Below are 17694 nucleotides of genomic sequence, written 5' to 3'. Positions count from 1 at the left end.
AAAGGGAATCTCACGACTACCTTTGTCATCCTTGATCAATCGTTAAACGTTTACCTTAAATAAAATAACTAAAAACCTAAATCTATTACTACTAACCTAAACAATCTATTAACCTTTTGACAATGCAAAGGTAGGATGATTCTTATTTCTCTGCAACTTTTTACTTCTGTTTTCTCAAGATAAAGCCTCTTTCTTGATGCAAATCAACCCTCTGTGTGCGGAAACAACTAATATTTTATTACTTTCCTTGTGTGTTTATGGCTTTTCTTGTAACTTTGCTGCAAAGGAAATAAGCGAATGAAAGTTCTGATAGTAAATACCAGTGAGAAGACAGGTGGTGCTGCTTTAGCTGCCAACCGGCTCAAGGATGCTCTGAACAACAATGGTGTAAAGGCGAAGATGCTGGTGCGTGATAAACTGACAGACGATATTACCGTTGTTGGTTTATCGCATACTTTGTGCAATCAGTTACACTTCCTTTGGGAGCGATGGTGTATCTTTTGGCATTTACACTTCAGTCGGAAGCATTTATTTGAGATAGATATTGCTAACTCAGGTGTTGATATTACAAAGCTACCAGAGTTTAAGGAGGCTGATATTATACATCTTTCTTGGATCAATCAAGGGATGCTTTCGCTGAAAGGAATTCGTAAGATCCTCGATAGTGGTAAGCCTGTTGTGTGGACAATGCACGATATTTGGCCTGCAACGGGTATCTGTCATATCACATTGAACTGCCAGCGTTACCAGTCATACTGTGGTAATTGCCGACTCTTACCCAATGGTGGTTCTCCTCACGACCTATCTTATAAGGTGCTTCAACATAAGAAGTTAATGCTTGATGGACGTAATATTATGTTCGTAACATGTAGTAAATGGCTTGAAAAAGAAGCCCAGAAGAGTGCCGTTCTTGCAGGTCAAAAGGTATTCTCTATTCCTAATCCCATTGATACACATACTTTTCAGCCTGCTGACAGTAAGCAAGCACGCATCAATGCAGGACTTCCTTTGAATAAGAAAATTATTCTTTTTGCCTCACAACGAGTAACGAATGTAAATAAAGGTATCTCTTATCTCATTGAAGCCTGCCACAAGTTAGCTTCTGATCATCCTGAGATGGTTGCTAAAATAGCTATCGCCATGCTTGGTGGACATGCGGAAGACTTACGAAAAGAGTTCGACTTTGAAGTCTGCGAGTTAGGTTATGTCAATGATACCCAGCGTATCGTGGATATCTATAATGCCTCTGATGTATTCGTATTACCCTCCCTTTCAGAGAATCTTCCTAATACTATTATGGAAGCAATGGCGTGTGGTGTTCCTTGTGTAGGCTTTAAGGTGGGTGGTATCCCAGAAGAGATTGATCACAAGGTGAATGGTTATGTGGCGAAGTATTGTGATGCTGCTGATCTCGCACAAGGACTTCATTGGATTTTAGAGGAAGCCGATTACCAAGAGCTTTCTTCGTCTGCAATAGCAAAGGTAAAGCGTAGCTACTCACAACGCAGCGTCGCTTTGCAATACATTAATATATATAATGAGGCTATGGCCTTTAAGAATTATCGATTATGATCACGTTCTCTGTTGTCACAATAACCTATAACGCTGCTGCTGTCTTACGCCCTACTTTAGATAGCGTGATGATGCAAGACTATCCGAATGTTGAACATCTTATCATTGATGGAGCTTCAACAGATGAGACACTGGCAATTACCAAGGCTTATCAGAAGCAATCGGATGAAGCAGAGAATGGGCATGTTGTGAAGATTCAAAGCGAACCCGACAAGGGACTCTATGATGCCATGAACAAAGGATTGCGCCTTGCAACAGGTGATTATATTGTCTTTATGAATGCAGGTGACCGCTTCCCAGAGGCTGACACATTAGATAAGGTGATGTTGGCAGCCGTAGTAGGAGATGGAGAAGAACGCCCAGCAGTACTCTTTGGAAATACTGATATTATTGATGATAAGGGTAACTTCTTGTATCATCGTCGCCTTAGTCCACCTGAACGGCTCACATGGCGTTCTTTCCGTTACGGTATGGTTGTCTGTCATCAAGCCTTTTATGCTCACACAGACATTGCTCGTTCGCTGCCTTATGACACCACTTTCCGTTATTCGGCAGATGTTGATTGGTGCATTAGGGTGATGAAAGAGGGTGAACGTCGACATCTTCTTCTGCGTAACATACATGCTGTTGTTGCCAACTACATGGAAGAGGGACAAACAACCATCCATCATAAGGACTCTCTCAAAGAGCGTTTTGAGGTGATGAGATGCCATTACGGACTTCTTACTACAGTCTTACTCCACGCGTGGTTTGCTGTCCGTAAACTATTGAAGTAGGGGGCTTTTATCCTTTTAAAGGCTTTTAAAGCGTACTATCGTTTGTTAAGGACTACAATTTTAGTAACCCTTTTATCGTTTAATCAATATTCATAAACGAAAGACAATGGAACGAATGAAAACGAAACTTATAGTTGTTTTGTCGTTGATAAGCCTATCGGCAACAGCGCAAACAGAGTATAGTGGTATTGCTGGAGCATCTCCACATTTGGTGAAAGAACGTCAGAAAGCAGAGGCAAAAAGGCATCATTCAAATTCAACAAAGCATATTATACCTGCTACTCCAGTAACTTCTACAGCGAAGCCTATTACAACAAAGAAAGTTGAAGCGGCTAGTGTTGAACGGAGAGATTCGGGCGAGACGGAAGTAAAAGACGGCTTGCGTACCATGTCTCGTGGTATTGGTCGTGTTGTAAAACGCGAAGTAAAGACAATGGGAGAGGTAACTCGTAAAATTGGAGAAGGCGGTAAGAAGTTCTTTAAGAAGCTCGGTAAGGGAATCTCCGATTCGTTTAAGAAGGATAGTACTGATACTAAGTAAAGGTTCAAGTGCCTATCGTTTGAATTACTTAAAAGCCCTAATTTAGTTTTAATTATAGTTGCTGTCACTTTTAACATTCATAGTATTTCACTCGTTATCAGGGGATTATACAAACTAAACAGGTGATAGGAATGACAGCAAAGTACAAAAGCTATCATAACAAAAAACACCTCGCTAGAACGTAACATCTAGCGAGGTGTTTGTTTATTATTGGATAATTCGTTTACTTACTAATCTTTAGAATCCATCCCTTGTCTACCTTTGTATATCGACCGAGGCGATTCAAGCGGCATAACTTATCGACATTTACACCATACTGTTCGGCGATTGATTCGATAGTCTCACCTTCCTTTACAGAGTGGTAGATAATCTGACCATTGCTACTTGTAGCCTCTGTGCGCGGTGTGCGATTAGAGAAATTAGTGTTGTAAGTCTTCTCTTGACGAGTAGAAGTGCTCTGACCGCGTGTGCCTTGAATGTTTTCACGAGAATAACCAAGGCTTGAAGAAGTACCACGAGCTGCTGTTGCTTGTTCTGACTCTTGTGCTAGTGTACTCTTGCGGAATACGTAGTAGTCGCCTGTAACATCCTGATGGGCAAAGTCGAAGAATAAGGCTGGATTCAAAGCAACGCCTGCAAGACGTGTTTCAAAGTGTAAGTGAGAACCTGTCGAACGACCGGTATTACCACCTAAAGCGATAGGCTGACCAGCGCGAACTGTTTGATTAATTGAAACAAGCTGCTTTGACAGGTGACCGTAGATTGTTTCAAGACCATTGTTATGGCGTATTACAACATATTTTCCATAACCATTTGCATCGTACTTAACAACACGAACCTTTCCAGAGAAGGCTGCGCGGATGGTATCACCGATGTAGACTTTAATGTCCATACCCAAGTGGCGACGTCCCCAACGGCGTCCGAAGTTACTTGTGATGACGCGACTTGGAGTTGGCATGTGGAATCCGCGGAGATCAATCTTATATACATCAGGAAGGTTTCCGCCCCTGTGTGCATAGTTATTGTTCCAATCGTTGTAAAGTTCTGATGCTGGTTCTTCAATTTCTTCAGACTCACGCAGGCGACTGATAACCATTGTGTCGAGTGCTTTAGCTCGTCTGTCGATTGGTGCTTGACGTGCAAGCAAGTCTTGTGCGTTAGCTGTGTGGGCTGTTAAGGCAAGTAGAGATGTAAGCGTAAAAGTCCTAACTATCTTCTTAAAAATCATAATTAAGTTATTTTATTTCCATACTATGAAGCCTAAGTAGGCCGGAACTAATTGCCAAGTTCCTATCTCTTGACGTGTTGATAACCTATAATGAAGAATCAAACTAAGTATCAAAAGACTTCGCAAAGATAAGAAAAAAATAACGAAAAGGCTACAGGTTAACAGTTTTTATAGGCTGTTTAACAAACGACTTTTATATCTTTTGCTTGGCAGATGATATATGTCAAGCCGTTTAGACATGCGTATTGTGGGCGTTTTCTCCATATTCTTTTTAAGAAGATAGTCGTATTCTTTTTAAGAAATGGCAGCCCAGTTTATGTTAGTCTTTCTTAACGCTTTCAGCCTATCCCACAGTAGTTTATACTCTATCTTTTGGCAAGTTGGATCATTATCTATTACTTTTTGTGCCTCTTCACGTGCCATTTGGACAATCTGACCATCACGAGCTATATCTGCAATCTTTAGGTCGAAGGCTATACCACTTTGTTGCGTGCCCTCCAAGTCGCCTGGTCCTCGTAGCTTCAAGTCGGCTTCTGCGATCTCAAAACCATCGTTCGTTTCACACATGATATCAATTCGTTTGCTCGTCTCTTTGGTTAGCTTGTGATTTGTGACGAGTATGCAATAACTTTGATCAGCACCCCGTCCAACACGCCCGCGCAACTGATGGAGTTGAGAAAGCCCAAAACGCTGTGCATCAAGGATAACCATTACACTTGCATTCGGTACGTTCACGCCCACTTCAATTACTGTTGTGGCTACGAGGATTTGTGTTTCTCCACTTACAAACTTCTGCATCTCCACCTCTTTCTCCTTGTCCTTCATCTTGCCGTGAATCTTACTTAGCTTGAACTCAGGGAATATCTCACACATAGCAGCGTATCCGTCCTCAAGGTTTTTGAGGTCAATTCGTTCGCTCTCTTTGATGAGTGGATAGACAATATACACCTGTCTGCCCAGCGTTATTTGCTGTCTTATCCCCTGATAGAGGCTTGTCATTTGGTCATCATACTTGTGAATCGTCTGTATGGGCTTGCGTCCTGGTGGCAACTCATCGATGATACTCACATCTAAGTCACCATAAATCGTCATGGCAAGGGTACGTGGAATAGGGGTAGCTGTCATTACGAGGATGTGAGGAGGGTTCTCGCTCTTGCTCCAGAGTTTAGCTCTTTGCGCCACACCGAAGCGGTGTTGCTCATCAACAACAGCCATACCGAGGTTCAGAAACTGCACCTTATCTTCTATGATAGCGTGTGTTCCGACGACAATATTTATACTTCCGTCCACGAGACCAGCAAGTACTTCCTTGCGTTTCTTGCCTTTCACAATGCCAGTCAGCAGTTCTATGCGAAGGTTCATACCCTTGAGAAACTCCTTGATAGTCTGCAGGTGCTGTTCTGCAAGTATCTCCGTCGGTGCCATCATACATGCTTGATAGCCGTTATCGATGGCTATGAGCATAGACATAAGGGCTACGAGCGTCTTACCCGAGCCTACATCGCCTTGCAAGAGGCGGTTCATTTGTTTGCCAGACATCATGTCTGCGCGTATTTCATGCATCACTCTCTTCTGTGCACCAGTAAGTTCAAAGGGCAAGTTATGCGTGTAGAACCAATTAAATTGTGCTCCAATGCGATTGAAGATATAGCCCCGATACTTGCGCCGATGGTCACTTGCATAGCGAAGAATATTGAGTTGAACATAGAAAAGTTCCTCAAATTTAAGGCGGATACGTGCCCGCTGCGTGTCATCAACCGACTTCGGATAATGTATCTTACGCATGGCAGCATCGTGAGAGATGAGGTGTAAGCGAGTAGTAATATATGGTGGAAGGGTCTCCTCAAGCGGAGTTGTGAGCTTACTAATCAATGTTTTCGTCAGCTTCTCCATTGCTCTTGAGGTGATACCAGCCTTCTTCATCTTCTCAGTCGTTATATAGAAAGGTTGCATACCCATGTCGTTGAGCTGCAACTGACTGGCATCGTCGATGTCAGGATGGCTGAATTGGAAGCGTCCGTTATAGTAGGTTGGCTTCCCAAAGATGATATATTCCTTATTAATTTGATAGTTCTGATAAATGTACTTAGTGCCGTTGAACCATACTATATCACATATTCCATGCCCATCCGTAGCGTGCGCCACGATTCGTTTCCGACGCTTCCCGACCTCAAACTCCTCGTAGCTTAGTATCTTACACTTCACTTGTACGAAGGGCATATCAGCCGACAACTCAGAGAGGAGATATACCTTTGTGCGGTCAACATACTTGTAGGGGTAGTACTCCAAGAGGTCACGATAAGTCAGGATGCCAAGCTCTTTGCTTAGAATCTCTTTCCTTCTCGGACCTACACCCGGTAGGTACATGATGTCTTGTGATAGTATATCCATCTGTTACAACAACTTTTGAGGATCTCAACACAGCCACAGAAAGCCTCCCCAAGCCCCTCCAAAGGAGGGGATGTAGCCTAACGGAAGCTAACAAGAGAGGCTCTCTTCTGGAACCCCACCCAGCCTCCCCCAAGGGGAGGAGAGCCTAACGGAAATCAGTTTGAATCGTTATGTCCATTTAACAAGAGCCTTTCTTTGATTTAAAGAGGGCGTTTCTTCGATGCAAGGAGAGGCTTTCTTCAATGCAAGGGAACGCCCTTCTCAAATTGTTCTGATTATAACTTATAATTATGAATCGTGTATTTTGAATTACACGTGGGCGTAAGCTTCTGTGGATTTTATTGTTCCGTAAGGAACTCTGTGTCGCCTTTAGGCTTCGTGCCCTCCGTGTATTCCGTGTTAAGAAAAGCCTCATCCCCGCCTCCTCTCCCAATGGAGAGGGGAGTAGACAGTATTGTTTCCTGCAGAACAAACAACTCGTTTACTTGTCAACCTGCCCACTCGTCAACTCTACCTAATCATAATTTTGAATTTTGAATGATGATTTTTGAATTGTAGTAATCCTCCTCGTTGATTGGAATGACTGCCTCAATGTAGGGACAGACGCCCTCGTCTGTCCGCATAAGAGGGGTCACTTGTAATGTAAAGTGGATGTTATGGCGGACAGACGAGGACGTCTGTCCCTACTTTGTTGTGCGACATTCCACAGAACAAATAACCAGTTTACTTGTTAACCAGTCAACTCGTCAACTCGAAGTAATCATAATTTTGAATTTTGAATGATGATTTTTGAATTGTAGTAATTCTCCTCGTTGATTGAAATGACTGCCTCAATGTAGGGACAGACGCCCTCGTCTGTCCGCATAAGAGGGGTCACTTGTAATGTAAAGTGGATGTTATGGCGGACAGACGAGGGCGTCTGTCCCTACTTTGTTGTGCTACATTCCACAGAACAAATAACCAGTCTACTTGTTAACCCGTCAACCCGTCAACTCGAAGTAATCATAATTTTGAATTATGAATTATGAATTTTGAATTATCAGAAGAGCCTTTTTATACCAAAACTTCCGCTACTTTCAGATCGAAGGGAGTAGTGATTTTGATGTTCTCACGATTCCCTTCCACCATAGTGACTGCCTGTCCAATACTTTCAACAACGCTGGCATCATCAGTAAAGCTGGTACTCTCGGGTTGATTATATGCTTTTTTGAGGAGTTGGATATCAAACACTTGTGGCGTCTGAACCACTCTGTAATCACTTCGCAACACATTCCTTCCCTTATCGGAATCGCCCACAAAGCGCAAGGTGTCCGTTACGGGCAATACTGGAATCACTGCCTTCTCTTTCTCTGCAGCGTCATAACAACGTGAGATAGCCTCGTTTGAGACGAAAGGACGCACCCCATCGTGAATGCCTACAAGCCCTTCTGCATCATTGGGTATCATCGATAAACCATTACGGCACGACTGGAAGCGACTTGCGCCACCATCCGCAAGCTGGTAATCTTCGGTGAAATGATATTCTGCACATAGTTCACGCCAATACTCCTGTTGCTCTTTGGGGAGTACGAGGATGATTTTTATATGTGCATCATAGGCTCGGAACCTACTGATAGTGTGCATCAGAACAGGCTTACCGGCGATGGGAAGGAATTGTTTCGGCACCTCCGTTCCCATTCGCAAGCCCTTTCCTCCAGCAACGATAATAGCGTATCTTGTCATCTTCTGACGATGTTTTAATGCAGAGCAATAAGTTCGTTGATCAACATACCCTCCCTGATTTCATTTGCTTTCTCAACTGATACGAGTTGTTCTAATAGCTTGAAACCATAAACGAAGGCAGCAGCAGGACCTTTACCTGTTGTCACATTGCCATCAATAGTGCATAATTCCTTGGTGTATTCTGCACCAGTAAGAAACTTCTCAAAGCCCGGATAGCATGTAGCACGCTTGCCCTTGAGGATTCCCAAAGCACCGAGAACCATCGGACCAGCACAGATTGCGCCCACACGTTTACCACTCTCCACCTGATGAAGCAGTGCTTTTCCAACACGCGCATCGTCCTTCAAATTCTGTGCACCAGGCATTCCACCCGGTATCAAGAGCATATCTGCATCATCAATAACGCCTAAGTCTTCTATTTGTAAGTCGGCTTTCACCATCACCCCATGCGATGATTCAACGAGCGGAGAGCCCGTTATGCTCACAGTCTTAACCTCCACGCCACCTCGACGTAGGATATCTACGGGTGCTAATGCCTCTACTTCTTCGAAACCATTAGCCAGAAACTCATACACTTTAGCCATAATTAATTTCGTATTTAAGCCTATAAATCCAATTAAAAACCTTACTTTTGCAGAAGTAAAGTACTTGCAAATATACTAATTATTCGTCGTTTAGTACCGTTTGCAAGGCTAAAAGATATTTAAAAGGTATGTTTTTATGACTGAGAGGAAACTGAGCTTTGCCGTTTTTGGTAGTGCTTCTAAAGCTTTAGAGTCTATTCGGATAAACGAAATGTTGGGTTATTTGGCTCAACACGAGGCTGATATTTATTTAGAGCAAGGCTTCTTTCATGCTTTAGAGAATAAACTTCAGGAGGATTTAAAGATAGCTGGTGTGTTTGAGGGGGTGAACTTTGATGTTGATTATGTTATCTCTCTCGGGGGCGATGGGACGTTCTTAAAGGCGGCAAGTAAGGTTGGTCCGAAGCAAATACCTATCATTGGAGTGAACATGGGACGCTTGGGATTTCTTGCAAATGTGGTTCCTGATGAGGCTCGATCTATCTTAGATGATGTCTTTGCAGGTGATGTTGAGATTGAGGAACGTGCCGTTATGCAATTAGAAGCACTTGGCGAACCATTGGAGGGATGCCCATACGCACTGAATGATATTGCGATCTTGAAGCGAGATAACGCTGCGATGATTTCTATTAAGGCAACTGTTAATGGTGAATATCTCACCACTTATCTTGCAGATGGACTCGTTATCAGTACGCCAACAGGCTCAACAGCTTACTCATTGTCCGTCGGTGGACCTATTATAGTCCCTCAATCGGACATCTTTAGCATGACACCTGTTGCGCCACACAGCCTTAACATTCGTCCAATCGTTATCAGTGACAATTCCGAGATAACCTTAGAAGTAGAGAGCCGAAGCCATAACTTCTTGGCAGCAGTTGATGGACGATCAGAGAAACTACGCGAGGGGGTAACGCTAAAGATAAGGAAAGCTTCTCATAAGGTGCGTATCGTAAAGCGGAAGGAACAGCATTTCTTCTCCACACTACGCGAGAAGCTCATGTGGGGAGCAGATGCTCGTAAGTTCTAAATGAGGCTTAGCTATAAGAGAATACCACAGCATTTGCTCCTGTAAAAACTGATAGATTAATCACAGCAAACGAAAGATAATGTAATGATTGATACGATAAGAAGACTCTTCCAGATACCCAATACACATTATACCACTAAAGAGATATTCAGGTGGCTATGGATCGCTTGGCGTGGAAATCGACGTCAGGCAGTACTCAATGCGGTGATTGGTCTGCTCAGTGTGGGCGTCTCTTTGGCTACAGTATGGGTTGTCCAAAATGCCATTGATGTTGCTTCACATGTCAAGCCAGGCAGCATTTACATCGCAGTTAGCATTATGGGAGCCTTGATACTATGCGATTTTGGATTGAACATTGCCTCTGTCTGGGTGCGTAATCTGCTGGGAATAAAGGCGCAGAATAGGATGCAACAGAACATGTTAGACCGTATCTTGCATTCAGAGTGGCATGGTCGGGAGCGTCATCACAGTGGGGATGTGTTGAACCGGTTGGAGTTTGACGTTGCTAATGTCGTCACTTTCCTCACCGAAACGATCCCTAGTTCCATCTCAACATTGGCTATGTTCCTCGGAGCTTTCTGTTACCTCTTAACGATGGATTGGCGACTTGCACTCTTGATTGTCGTCATCATACCATTGTTTGTATTGGTTAGTAAGGTCTATGTTCGTCAAATGAGACGACTCACAAGGGAGGTTCGTAACTCCGATTCTAAGGTACAAAGTGTACTCCAAGAGACCATCCAACACCGCATGTTGATTAAGACTCTTGAGAGCGACGAGATGATAGTTGGCAAGCTAGAAGGTACACAGAAAGAACTGCGACAAAAGGTTATTAGCAAGACAAAGTTCTCTGTTTTCTCTAACTTAGTATTGAACTTTGGCTTCGCATTTGGGTATCTTGTCGCCTTCACATGGGCGGCTATTCGCATGTCACTTCATACATTGTCATTTGGCGGAATGACGGCTTTCTTGCAGTTAGTGAATAAGATTCAGAGTCCTGCCCGACAACTAACAAAGCTTGTCCCAGCCTTTGTCTCTGTCTTTACAGCAGCCGAACGACTGATGGAATTAGAGGAGAATCCACTCGAAGAACAGGGCGATCCGATAGAGTTATCATCGCCTTGCGGCATCCGATTGAAGGGTATTAACTATCGTTACGAGGATGGTGATAGGGAGATACTAAGGGACTTGAACTTCGATTTCTACCCTTGTTCGTGTACCGCCATATTGGGTGAAACGGGAGCAGGAAAGACTACTCTCATCAGGATGTTACTGGCATTATTGAAGCCAACAAAGGGCAAGGTTGAGATTTATAATGCGCAGGAAAGTAGAGAACTCTCCCCTCTCATGCGTACAAACTTCGTCTATGTACCACAGGGGAACACGCTCTTGAGTGGTACAATACGTGAGAACCTCCTACTTGGAAAGGTAGATGCTACACAAGAAGAGATGGAAGAGGTGTTATGCAAGAGTTGTGCTGATTTCGTGTTCCACTTGCCTCTTGGACTTGATACTCCATGCTCCGAACAAGGCGGCGGATTGAGTGAAGGACAGGCACAACGCATTGCCATTGCTCGTTCCCTACTGCGTAATCGAAGCATAATGATATTCGATGAGGCCACTTCGGCACTAGACCCTGAGACTGAAAAGAAGCTCCTCAAGAACATACTCTCTACACATGATAAGACGGTGATATTCATCACGCACCGTCCAGCAGTTGTGGAGTATTGCGACCAAACACTGACAATTGAAAAAATACAATAGGTCTTGTGTTATTGAAAATAAGATAGTATATTTGCAACATAACCAACAGAACTAATACAAATAAGGTGAAATAAGAAAACAGCAAGTAGATAAGTAACGATATGAAAAAGATTTTCCTAACAGCTGTATGTGCGTTCTTTATGGCGGTTCCAACTGCTCTCGCACAAACAAATGATACCATTCAAGCCGCAATAGACTTGGATGCAAAGTATGCAACTAACATGTTGAAGCCGGGCACGAAAGCCCCAGAGTTTACCTTGAGAACCTATGATGGTAGGGATATCAAGCTGAGTCAGTACCGAGGAAGTTATGTTGTTTTAGACTTCTGGGCGAGTTGGTGCCCCGATTGTCGGCGTGATATTCCAGCCATGAAAGCACTTTATGAGCAGTTCCGTGACTATGGTGTGCAATTCGTTGGAATCTCTTTTGATACCGACCGAGAGGCTTGGGCAAAGACATACTGGAATCGTTATCAGATGAATTGGACGCAGGTGAGCGAGCTGAAGAAGTTTAGGAAGAATACATTTATCGACAAGTTATATAAGATTGATTGGATTCCTTCGATGTACCTCATTGACCCTAACGGCAAAATAGTTATGGGAACGGTAGAGATCAACAAGTTAAAAGCGAAGCTGGAGTCCATCGACTTGCAACCAAAAGTTAGTAAGGCGGATGTTCTCCCGACGTTTGAAGGAGGGCAGGAAGCTATCGCCAACTATTTTGCACGTAATCAGCACCATAGCCTTCAGGCTATTCGTTCGAAGGTACATGCCGAAATGACCGTCTTATTCAACGTCGAAATGGATGGTTCCGTGACGGGTGCTCGTGTCGTAGATGTTAAGAATGTGCAGGGCACAAGCAAGCATTTTATGAAGTTGGATACGGCTAAGCAGAAGCGAGTACTTGCTAATTGCGTGGAGTTCTACAAGGAGCAAGCGGTTCGATTAACCAATCGCATGGTGGGATGGAAGCCCGCTATGCAGAACGACCGCCCTATACAAGCACGCGTAACACTGCCTATCATCTTTCAACCCTAACGGCTTTTCAATTCAAGATACAAGCCTCACCCCCAACCCTTCTCCTACAGAGAGGGGCTTTTTTTACCCTTATCTCGCCAGTTAAGAGGCGTAAAGTAAGGATTAATATACTTTATTTTCTGTTCTTACTAATACTCATCTCGTATCTTCTTAACCACAATCTTGGTCTTTAAAAGAGCCTTTTTGGAATCTTCCTGAAGTCTTACAGAAATATTACAAAGGGCTTGTAATACTATTACAGAAGCCTTGGAGAAGTATTACAGAAGCCTTGTAATAATCCTGGAGAGCATTCAGTGCCTCAAAGATTGTCGTGAACCCTGATGGAGCTATCGCTTAATAGCAACTTAAAGGACGATTATTTGGAGGCAAACACATTATTGTGTATCTTTGCAACAGAGGTTACATCAAGCATTTCCGCTATATTCCTAACCTCGAAGTTATTAATTGGATGGATAGGTAACTGCCGTTATTAATAGAATAAAACAGATGAGGAAGCCCGTTTATTTATGTATTGTAATAGCCTTGATAGGCATTAGCTGTTCCAAAGGAAACCGAGTGTTGACGGCGAAGAATACGTCAGAAGCGTATGACTCCGTCGTTATTGAGTCACTTCCAGGCTTTGTTTCCAATCCTAAATACATTGCTTGGATAGTCGATAAACAGGGTCGTTCGTGTAAGTATATACAACATCATGTATCGGGAGAGGGCAAGGTGATAAACACAACAGACATAGTTCAGGTTAGTGACGAGCGCAGTTTCCGAGTCAAAGAACTCGTGGATGACATGTACGTCACAGGCTCTGCTAAGGATGTGATAGCCGTTAAGAATAACGATTTTTGTACTGATAAAGGGAGCTTATTTGTGACTATCTATTATCCAGGAAAGAATATTCGTCATGAGTACGAATGGGGTAAGACGGGTGTAAAATACTCCCCCGAGTTCAAAGAATTAGTACAGTTAATAGGTCTGCAAAAGTTTGAGTCGAACAAAGAAGATAAATAAACAAACAGCGAGAAGAGCTTGATTGCCTTCTCGCTGTTTATTGTTTATGGGTTTAGAAACTGAGTATCATCGTCTGACGATGCCCCAGTGGAATGTCCTTTGTGAGGTCGATTGTCTTGCCAGTTGTGATGTCTGTGGCTGTAGTATGTCGACCTATCACTTCTGCATAACGTGCTACCTCCACCTTATTATCAGCCTTCTTGCCATTGAGAATGGTGAGAACAGTCTTGCCATCAAGCTGTCTTGCGAGCACATAAACACCATGCCAAGGGATGAATTGGGTTTGTTTTCCCTTGCTAATCACCTCATTGTTTTGTCGCCAATGTAGTATTCTTGAAGTCCAATCGAACATGGCGTTCTCTGCAGTTGTGCGCCCTTCACGTGTGAACTTATCGACTTTATCACCTGGAAAACCACCTGGGAAGTCCTTACGAACATTGCCATCTGTAATCTCCTTCGTACCATTCATGAGTACTTCCGTACCATAGTAAAGTTGCGGAATACGGTTCATTGTGAGCAACAAAGCGTAAGCCTGCTTCAGAGCCGTTGTGTCCTTGCCATTGCCAAGGAACCTGTCTGTATCGTGATTCTCGATGAATGCCATCACAGAAGATGGGTTTGTATAGAGGTAATCATAGCACAATGAGTTGTAAATACGGTTCAGTCCCTTCCACCAATCATCGGTTTCTTCGTTCTTCGCAAGCGTTAGCTTATCAAAGAAAGAGAAGTCCATCACCGTCTTCAGATGGCTGTTAATATCAGAGAGCTTGCTATCCTTCTGCCAAGCAGCTGTGTAAGCAGGTTCTGTAACCCATATTTCTCCAACGGTATTGAAGTTTGGGTATTCCGCATCCAATGCCTTCATCCATTCAGCCATAGCCTTTCGATCAGCGTAAGGATAGGTATCCATGCGTATTCCATCTATACCCACTGTCTCTATCCACCACATTGAGTTCTGGATAAGATACTTGATAACGTGAGGGTTGCGTTGGTTCAGATCGGGCATGGAAGCGACAAACCAGCCATCAACAGTCTCCCTCATGTCCACCTTACTAGCGTATGGATCGAGCACAGGAGTTAACTTATAGCTTGTTTGCAAACCATAGTTTGGATAATTAAACCAGTCCTTTGAGGGCATATCTCGATTCCATGTGTGATAGTCACCACAATGGTTAAAGATCATATCCATGACTACTTTCAGTCCTTTCTGATGACATTCAGCAATGAGTTTCTTGTACTCATCGTTTGTACCAAAGCGTGGATCCACCTTATAATAATCGGTTGTTGCATAGCCATGATACGTACTATTCTTCCCGTTATCGGCTGGTCTATCGTTCTCCAAAACGGGTGTGAACCATAGAGCTGTTACTCCTAAACGAGTGAAATAATCGAGATGCTGACGTATACCTTCTAGGTCTCCTCCATGTCTGAGGCTCGGTTCGTTGCGGTCGCAAAGTTGGTCTTGCATACCCTTAACAACGTCATTCTTCGGATTACCATTTGCGAATCTGTCAGGCATGAGCATATAGAGAACATCCGAGTTATCGAATCCCTTGTGGTCAGCACTAGCCATAGAACGAGCCAAAAGTTGGTACTTTCGTTTGATAACTTTACCATCCTTGCCCTTAAATGATAGCGTCATCTCACCTGGTTTAGCGTCTTTTAGATTGAGATAAACCAGTAAGTAATTAGGCGAATCAAGTCTAACAAGTGAGTCAATGCGCACGTTCTGATAATCAGTCGATACGTCAGAGAACTTGATACCCTTACCATAAACCATCAACTGAAGTGTTGGATCTTTCATACCGACAAACCAGTTCTCTGGTTCAATACGTGTGATATCCACTTTCGATACCGATTGACTTTTAGGTACGGATGTACTGTTATGAGCTGTCATAGCTGTTGGAACGATGAATAAAGAGAATAAGAATAAGCTGCTCCATAGCCTTCTTGCGGAACAAAGAGCTGCTTTGTTGATTGTTTGTTTTAGGTTCATTGTTATTCGGAAAGCTCCCCAATCCATTGGAAGGATGGGGAGACTTGTTGAAAAGTTATACTTTTACTTCTTCTTACTAGCCTCTTTTTGCTATCTATTTAACCCTTGTAAGGAAGGGAGGAGACGCGTTTAATCATGTAAGATCAAGGCCGATTGCGCATCAACCATTACTTCTCCGCCTTCCATCTGACCAAGTCCTGCTTCGTTGATATCGCCATTTGCACATACAATCGTGTAGTTCCCTTTAGGGATGTTGACGGTTCTTAGACTTGGATTAGCATTGAGTATGACGTAAATATTGTTCCACTTATCACCACCGGCATGGTCTTTTAGACGGAAAGCAACCAGGCAGTCCTGTACTGGAAGGAACTCCAAATGCTTGCGAACAAGGTCTGCATTGCCTAAACGGAAGGCTGGGTGGTTCTTACGAAGTCGGATGAGACGACTGTAATATTGGAACACTTGTGGGTAAGCAGTTAGGTTATTCCAATCCAAGTGATTGATACTGTCAGGTGAATTAAACGAATTGTGGACACCCTTCTTATCGCGTAACATCTCCTCACCAGATAGCATGAAAGGTACGCCTTGAGATGTGAATACAGCCGTTTGAGCCAATTCGTCCAATCTAATTAACGCATCCTTATCATATACCACTTCGGGTATTGAGGCCTTTAAACGGTCTACTAAGCACAAGTCGTCATGGCAGCTTACGTAAGAGATCATCTGTGTTGGCTCTATTGCGTATGGTTTCTTCGAATAGTTCACCTTGTTGTAATCAACCTGCGGGTGGGCTATCATACCTGCAATACCAGCCTTTATGCTCTCTTCCAAACCTTTCACACCACCCAAGAAGCCTGCTTGGTGATCATCAGAGAATGGTCCGCGCAAAGCGTCGCGGATATCATCAGAGAACGCTGCAATGCCTGGCATTTGTGGAATAGCAGCCTTCATCGCCAGCTTGTCATGCGGATAAGCACAAGTTCCAGCACTCCATCCCTCGCCATAAACGAATATCTCGGGGTCAATAGCATTGAGTTCTTGACGGATATCATTCATAGTTTGAATGTCATGAACGCCCATGAGGTCTACACGGAAGCCATCGATGTGATACTCTTTGACCCAGTATTTCATTGACTCAAGCATAAACTCGTGCATAAGTGACTTCTCACTTGCCGTCTCGTTACCACAACCTGAACCATCCGAAGGCGTTCCGTCAGCCTTATAACGATAGTAGGCTTTAGGGAAGGTACGCTCGAAGTTGCTGTTAGCAAGGTCGTAAGTGTGATTATAAACAACGTCAAGTATCACCCTAATACCGGCTTTGTGCAATGCTTGTACCATCTGTTTGAACTCCATGATACGACGAGTTGGCAGACTGGCATCGTATGAGTAACTCCCTTCGGGGACGTTATAATTCAACGGATCATAGCCCCAGTTGTATTGAGGAACATCTGGTTTCGACTCGTCAATAGAGGCAAAGTCGAAGGAAGGAAGAATGTGAATAGCATTCACACCCAACTTCTTTAGATAGTCAATAGCCTTTTGCTCCGTCAGAGCAAGGTACTTCCCTTTGTTTACAAGACCAGATGACTTATCTATAGAAAAGTCCCGATGATGTAGCTCATATATAATAAGGTCGGCTGGACTCTTCGTCGGAACGCGTCTATCCGAGTCCCATCCAACAGGGTTAGTGTCCCTCATGTCCACCACAGCTCCACGACTACCATTGCATCCAACAGCCTTTGCGAAGACACCAGGAGTTTCTCCCTTACCAATATCAAAGGTATAGAATTTCCCTTTTAAGTCGCCTTTCACGACCACTGACCATGTATTATCACCACTCTGCGTGAGCTTCAACTTCTTATAAGCCTTACCACCAAGTCCCTCATCATATAGCCTTAGTACAGGTTTTGATGGTGCATTGAGACGGAAGGTTGTAGCCGATGGTGTGTAAGACACCTCATCGAATCTCTCTTGTGCAGCTGCACCTTGTGAGAGTATTAAGGCAGCGATAGAAGCAGCCAAATAATACTTTATCTTCATTGTTATGTTAG

Annotated in this window: 13 protein-coding genes; 7 read left to right on the top strand and 6 right to left on the bottom strand. The window is 43.5% G+C overall.

The window, feature by feature from the left end; all coding sequences use genetic code 11:
• Nucleotides 1-297 precede the first annotated feature (297 nt).
• The 3 genes from J5A55_RS07625 to J5A55_RS07615 all read left to right on the top strand — a co-directional run bounded on the left by J5A55_RS07625 (nucleotide 298) and on the right by J5A55_RS07615 (nucleotide 2889).
• Entirely contained in the window at nucleotides 298-1572 is a 1275-nt protein-coding gene (locus J5A55_RS07625; RefSeq protein WP_004382895.1) for a glycosyltransferase family 4 protein, read from the top strand.
• Nucleotides 1569-2348 carry a glycosyltransferase family 2 protein gene (locus J5A55_RS07620; protein ID WP_004382894.1) on the top strand — a complete coding sequence of 260 codons (780 nt, stop codon included), beginning with the start codon at nucleotides 1569-1571 and terminating at the stop codon, nucleotides 2346-2348. The genes J5A55_RS07625 and J5A55_RS07620 overlap by 4 nt, the downstream gene beginning before the upstream one ends.
• A 106-nt stretch (nucleotides 2349-2454) precedes the next feature.
• Nucleotides 2455-2889 (top strand): hypothetical protein, encoded by a 435-nt coding sequence (locus J5A55_RS07615; RefSeq protein ID WP_004382893.1) that lies wholly within the window; start codon nucleotides 2455-2457, stop codon nucleotides 2887-2889.
• 223 nt (nucleotides 2890-3112) lie between these two features.
• Here the strand turns inward: J5A55_RS07615 and J5A55_RS07610 are convergent, their stop codons facing one another.
• The 4 genes from J5A55_RS07610 to J5A55_RS07595 form a co-directional block, all read right to left on the bottom strand.
• The gene (locus J5A55_RS07610; protein ID WP_004382892.1) at nucleotides 3113-4117 is read right to left on the bottom strand and encodes a peptidoglycan DD-metalloendopeptidase family protein; all 1005 of its coding nucleotides are present in this window, start codon (nucleotides 4115-4117) and stop codon (nucleotides 3113-3115) included.
• Nucleotides 4118-4411: 294 nt separating this feature from the next.
• Nucleotides 4412-6508: an ATP-dependent DNA helicase RecG gene (gene recG / locus J5A55_RS07605; RefSeq protein WP_004382891.1), complete on the bottom strand. Its 2097-nt coding sequence runs from the start codon at nucleotides 6506-6508 to the stop codon at nucleotides 4412-4414.
• 1053 nt (nucleotides 6509-7561) lie between these two features.
• Nucleotides 7562-8230, bottom strand: a complete 669-nt coding sequence (locus J5A55_RS07600; RefSeq protein WP_004382886.1) for a 2-C-methyl-D-erythritol 4-phosphate cytidylyltransferase — start codon at nucleotides 8228-8230, stop codon at nucleotides 7562-7564.
• Nucleotides 8231-8244: 14 nt separating this feature from the next.
• On the bottom strand, nucleotides 8245-8814 hold the full coding sequence (locus J5A55_RS07595; RefSeq protein ID WP_004382885.1) for a DJ-1 family glyoxalase III: 570 nt from the start codon (nucleotides 8812-8814) through the stop codon (nucleotides 8245-8247).
• Nucleotides 8815-8950: 136 nt separating this feature from the next.
• Between J5A55_RS07595 and J5A55_RS07590 the strand changes: the two genes are divergently transcribed.
• From J5A55_RS07590 to J5A55_RS07575, 4 genes are all read left to right on the top strand, one after another.
• Nucleotides 8951-9841, top strand: coding sequence for an NAD kinase (locus J5A55_RS07590; protein WP_004382884.1), 891 nt, complete (start codon nucleotides 8951-8953; stop codon nucleotides 9839-9841).
• Between the two features lie 84 nt (nucleotides 9842-9925).
• Nucleotides 9926-11605 (top strand): ABC transporter ATP-binding protein, encoded by a 1680-nt coding sequence (locus J5A55_RS07585; protein ID WP_004382883.1) that lies wholly within the window; start codon nucleotides 9926-9928, stop codon nucleotides 11603-11605.
• 101 nt (nucleotides 11606-11706) lie between these two features.
• Entirely contained in the window at nucleotides 11707-12642 is a 936-nt protein-coding gene (locus J5A55_RS07580; RefSeq protein WP_004382882.1) for a redoxin domain-containing protein, read from the top strand.
• A gap of 486 nt (nucleotides 12643-13128) precedes the next feature.
• Nucleotides 13129-13644, top strand: a complete 516-nt coding sequence (locus J5A55_RS07575; RefSeq protein WP_004382881.1) for a hypothetical protein — start codon at nucleotides 13129-13131, stop codon at nucleotides 13642-13644.
• Nucleotides 13645-13696: 52 nt separating this feature from the next.
• Here the strand turns inward: J5A55_RS07575 and J5A55_RS07570 are convergent, their stop codons facing one another.
• Together J5A55_RS07570 and pulA are read right to left on the bottom strand one after the other, a co-directional pair.
• Nucleotides 13697-15640 (bottom strand): glycoside hydrolase family 13 protein, encoded by a 1944-nt coding sequence (locus J5A55_RS07570; protein WP_394357748.1) that lies wholly within the window; start codon nucleotides 15638-15640, stop codon nucleotides 13697-13699.
• 129 nt (nucleotides 15641-15769) lie between these two features.
• Complete coding sequence (gene pulA / locus J5A55_RS07565) at nucleotides 15770-17683, bottom strand: type I pullulanase (RefSeq protein WP_004382879.1); 1914 nt, start codon at nucleotides 17681-17683, stop codon at nucleotides 15770-15772.
• Between the last annotated feature and the right edge of the window lie 11 nt (nucleotides 17684-17694).

It is taken from the genome of Prevotella veroralis (assembly GCF_018127765.1).
Classification (GTDB): domain Bacteria; phylum Bacteroidota; class Bacteroidia; order Bacteroidales; family Bacteroidaceae; genus Prevotella; species Prevotella veroralis.
The sequence above is the reverse complement of the archived record's forward strand: the minus strand, read 5'-3'. Positions and strand labels throughout refer to the sequence as shown.

Bases quoted from the DNA above. Each gene is read 5' to 3' on its own strand.
- J5A55_RS07625 (WP_004382895.1), top strand. From the start codon at position 298: ATGAAAGTTCTGATAGTAAATACCAGTGAGAAGACAGGTGGTGCTGCT.
- J5A55_RS07620 (WP_004382894.1), top strand. From the start codon at position 1,569: ATGATCACGTTCTCTGTTGTCACAATAACCTATAACGCTGCTGCTGTC.
- J5A55_RS07615 (WP_004382893.1), top strand. From the start codon at position 2,455: ATGGAACGAATGAAAACGAAACTTATAGTTGTTTTGTCGTTGATAAGC.
- J5A55_RS07610 (WP_004382892.1), bottom strand. From the start codon at position 4,117: ATGATTTTTAAGAAGATAGTTAGGACTTTTACGCTTACATCTCTACTT.
- recG (WP_004382891.1), bottom strand. From the start codon at position 6,508: ATGGATATACTATCACAAGACATCATGTACCTACCGGGTGTAGGTCCG.
- J5A55_RS07600 (WP_004382886.1), bottom strand. From the start codon at position 8,230: ATGACAAGATACGCTATTATCGTTGCTGGAGGAAAGGGCTTGCGAATG.
- J5A55_RS07595 (WP_004382885.1), bottom strand. From the start codon at position 8,814: ATGGCTAAAGTGTATGAGTTTCTGGCTAATGGTTTCGAAGAAGTAGAG.
- J5A55_RS07590 (WP_004382884.1), top strand. From the start codon at position 8,951: ATGACTGAGAGGAAACTGAGCTTTGCCGTTTTTGGTAGTGCTTCTAAA.
- J5A55_RS07585 (WP_004382883.1), top strand. From the start codon at position 9,926: ATGATTGATACGATAAGAAGACTCTTCCAGATACCCAATACACATTAT.
- J5A55_RS07580 (WP_004382882.1), top strand. From the start codon at position 11,707: ATGAAAAAGATTTTCCTAACAGCTGTATGTGCGTTCTTTATGGCGGTT.
- J5A55_RS07575 (WP_004382881.1), top strand. From the start codon at position 13,129: ATGAGGAAGCCCGTTTATTTATGTATTGTAATAGCCTTGATAGGCATT.
- J5A55_RS07570 (WP_394357748.1), bottom strand. From the start codon at position 15,640: ATGAACCTAAAACAAACAATCAACAAAGCAGCTCTTTGTTCCGCAAGA.
- pulA (WP_004382879.1), bottom strand. From the start codon at position 17,683: ATGAAGATAAAGTATTATTTGGCTGCTTCTATCGCTGCCTTAATACTC.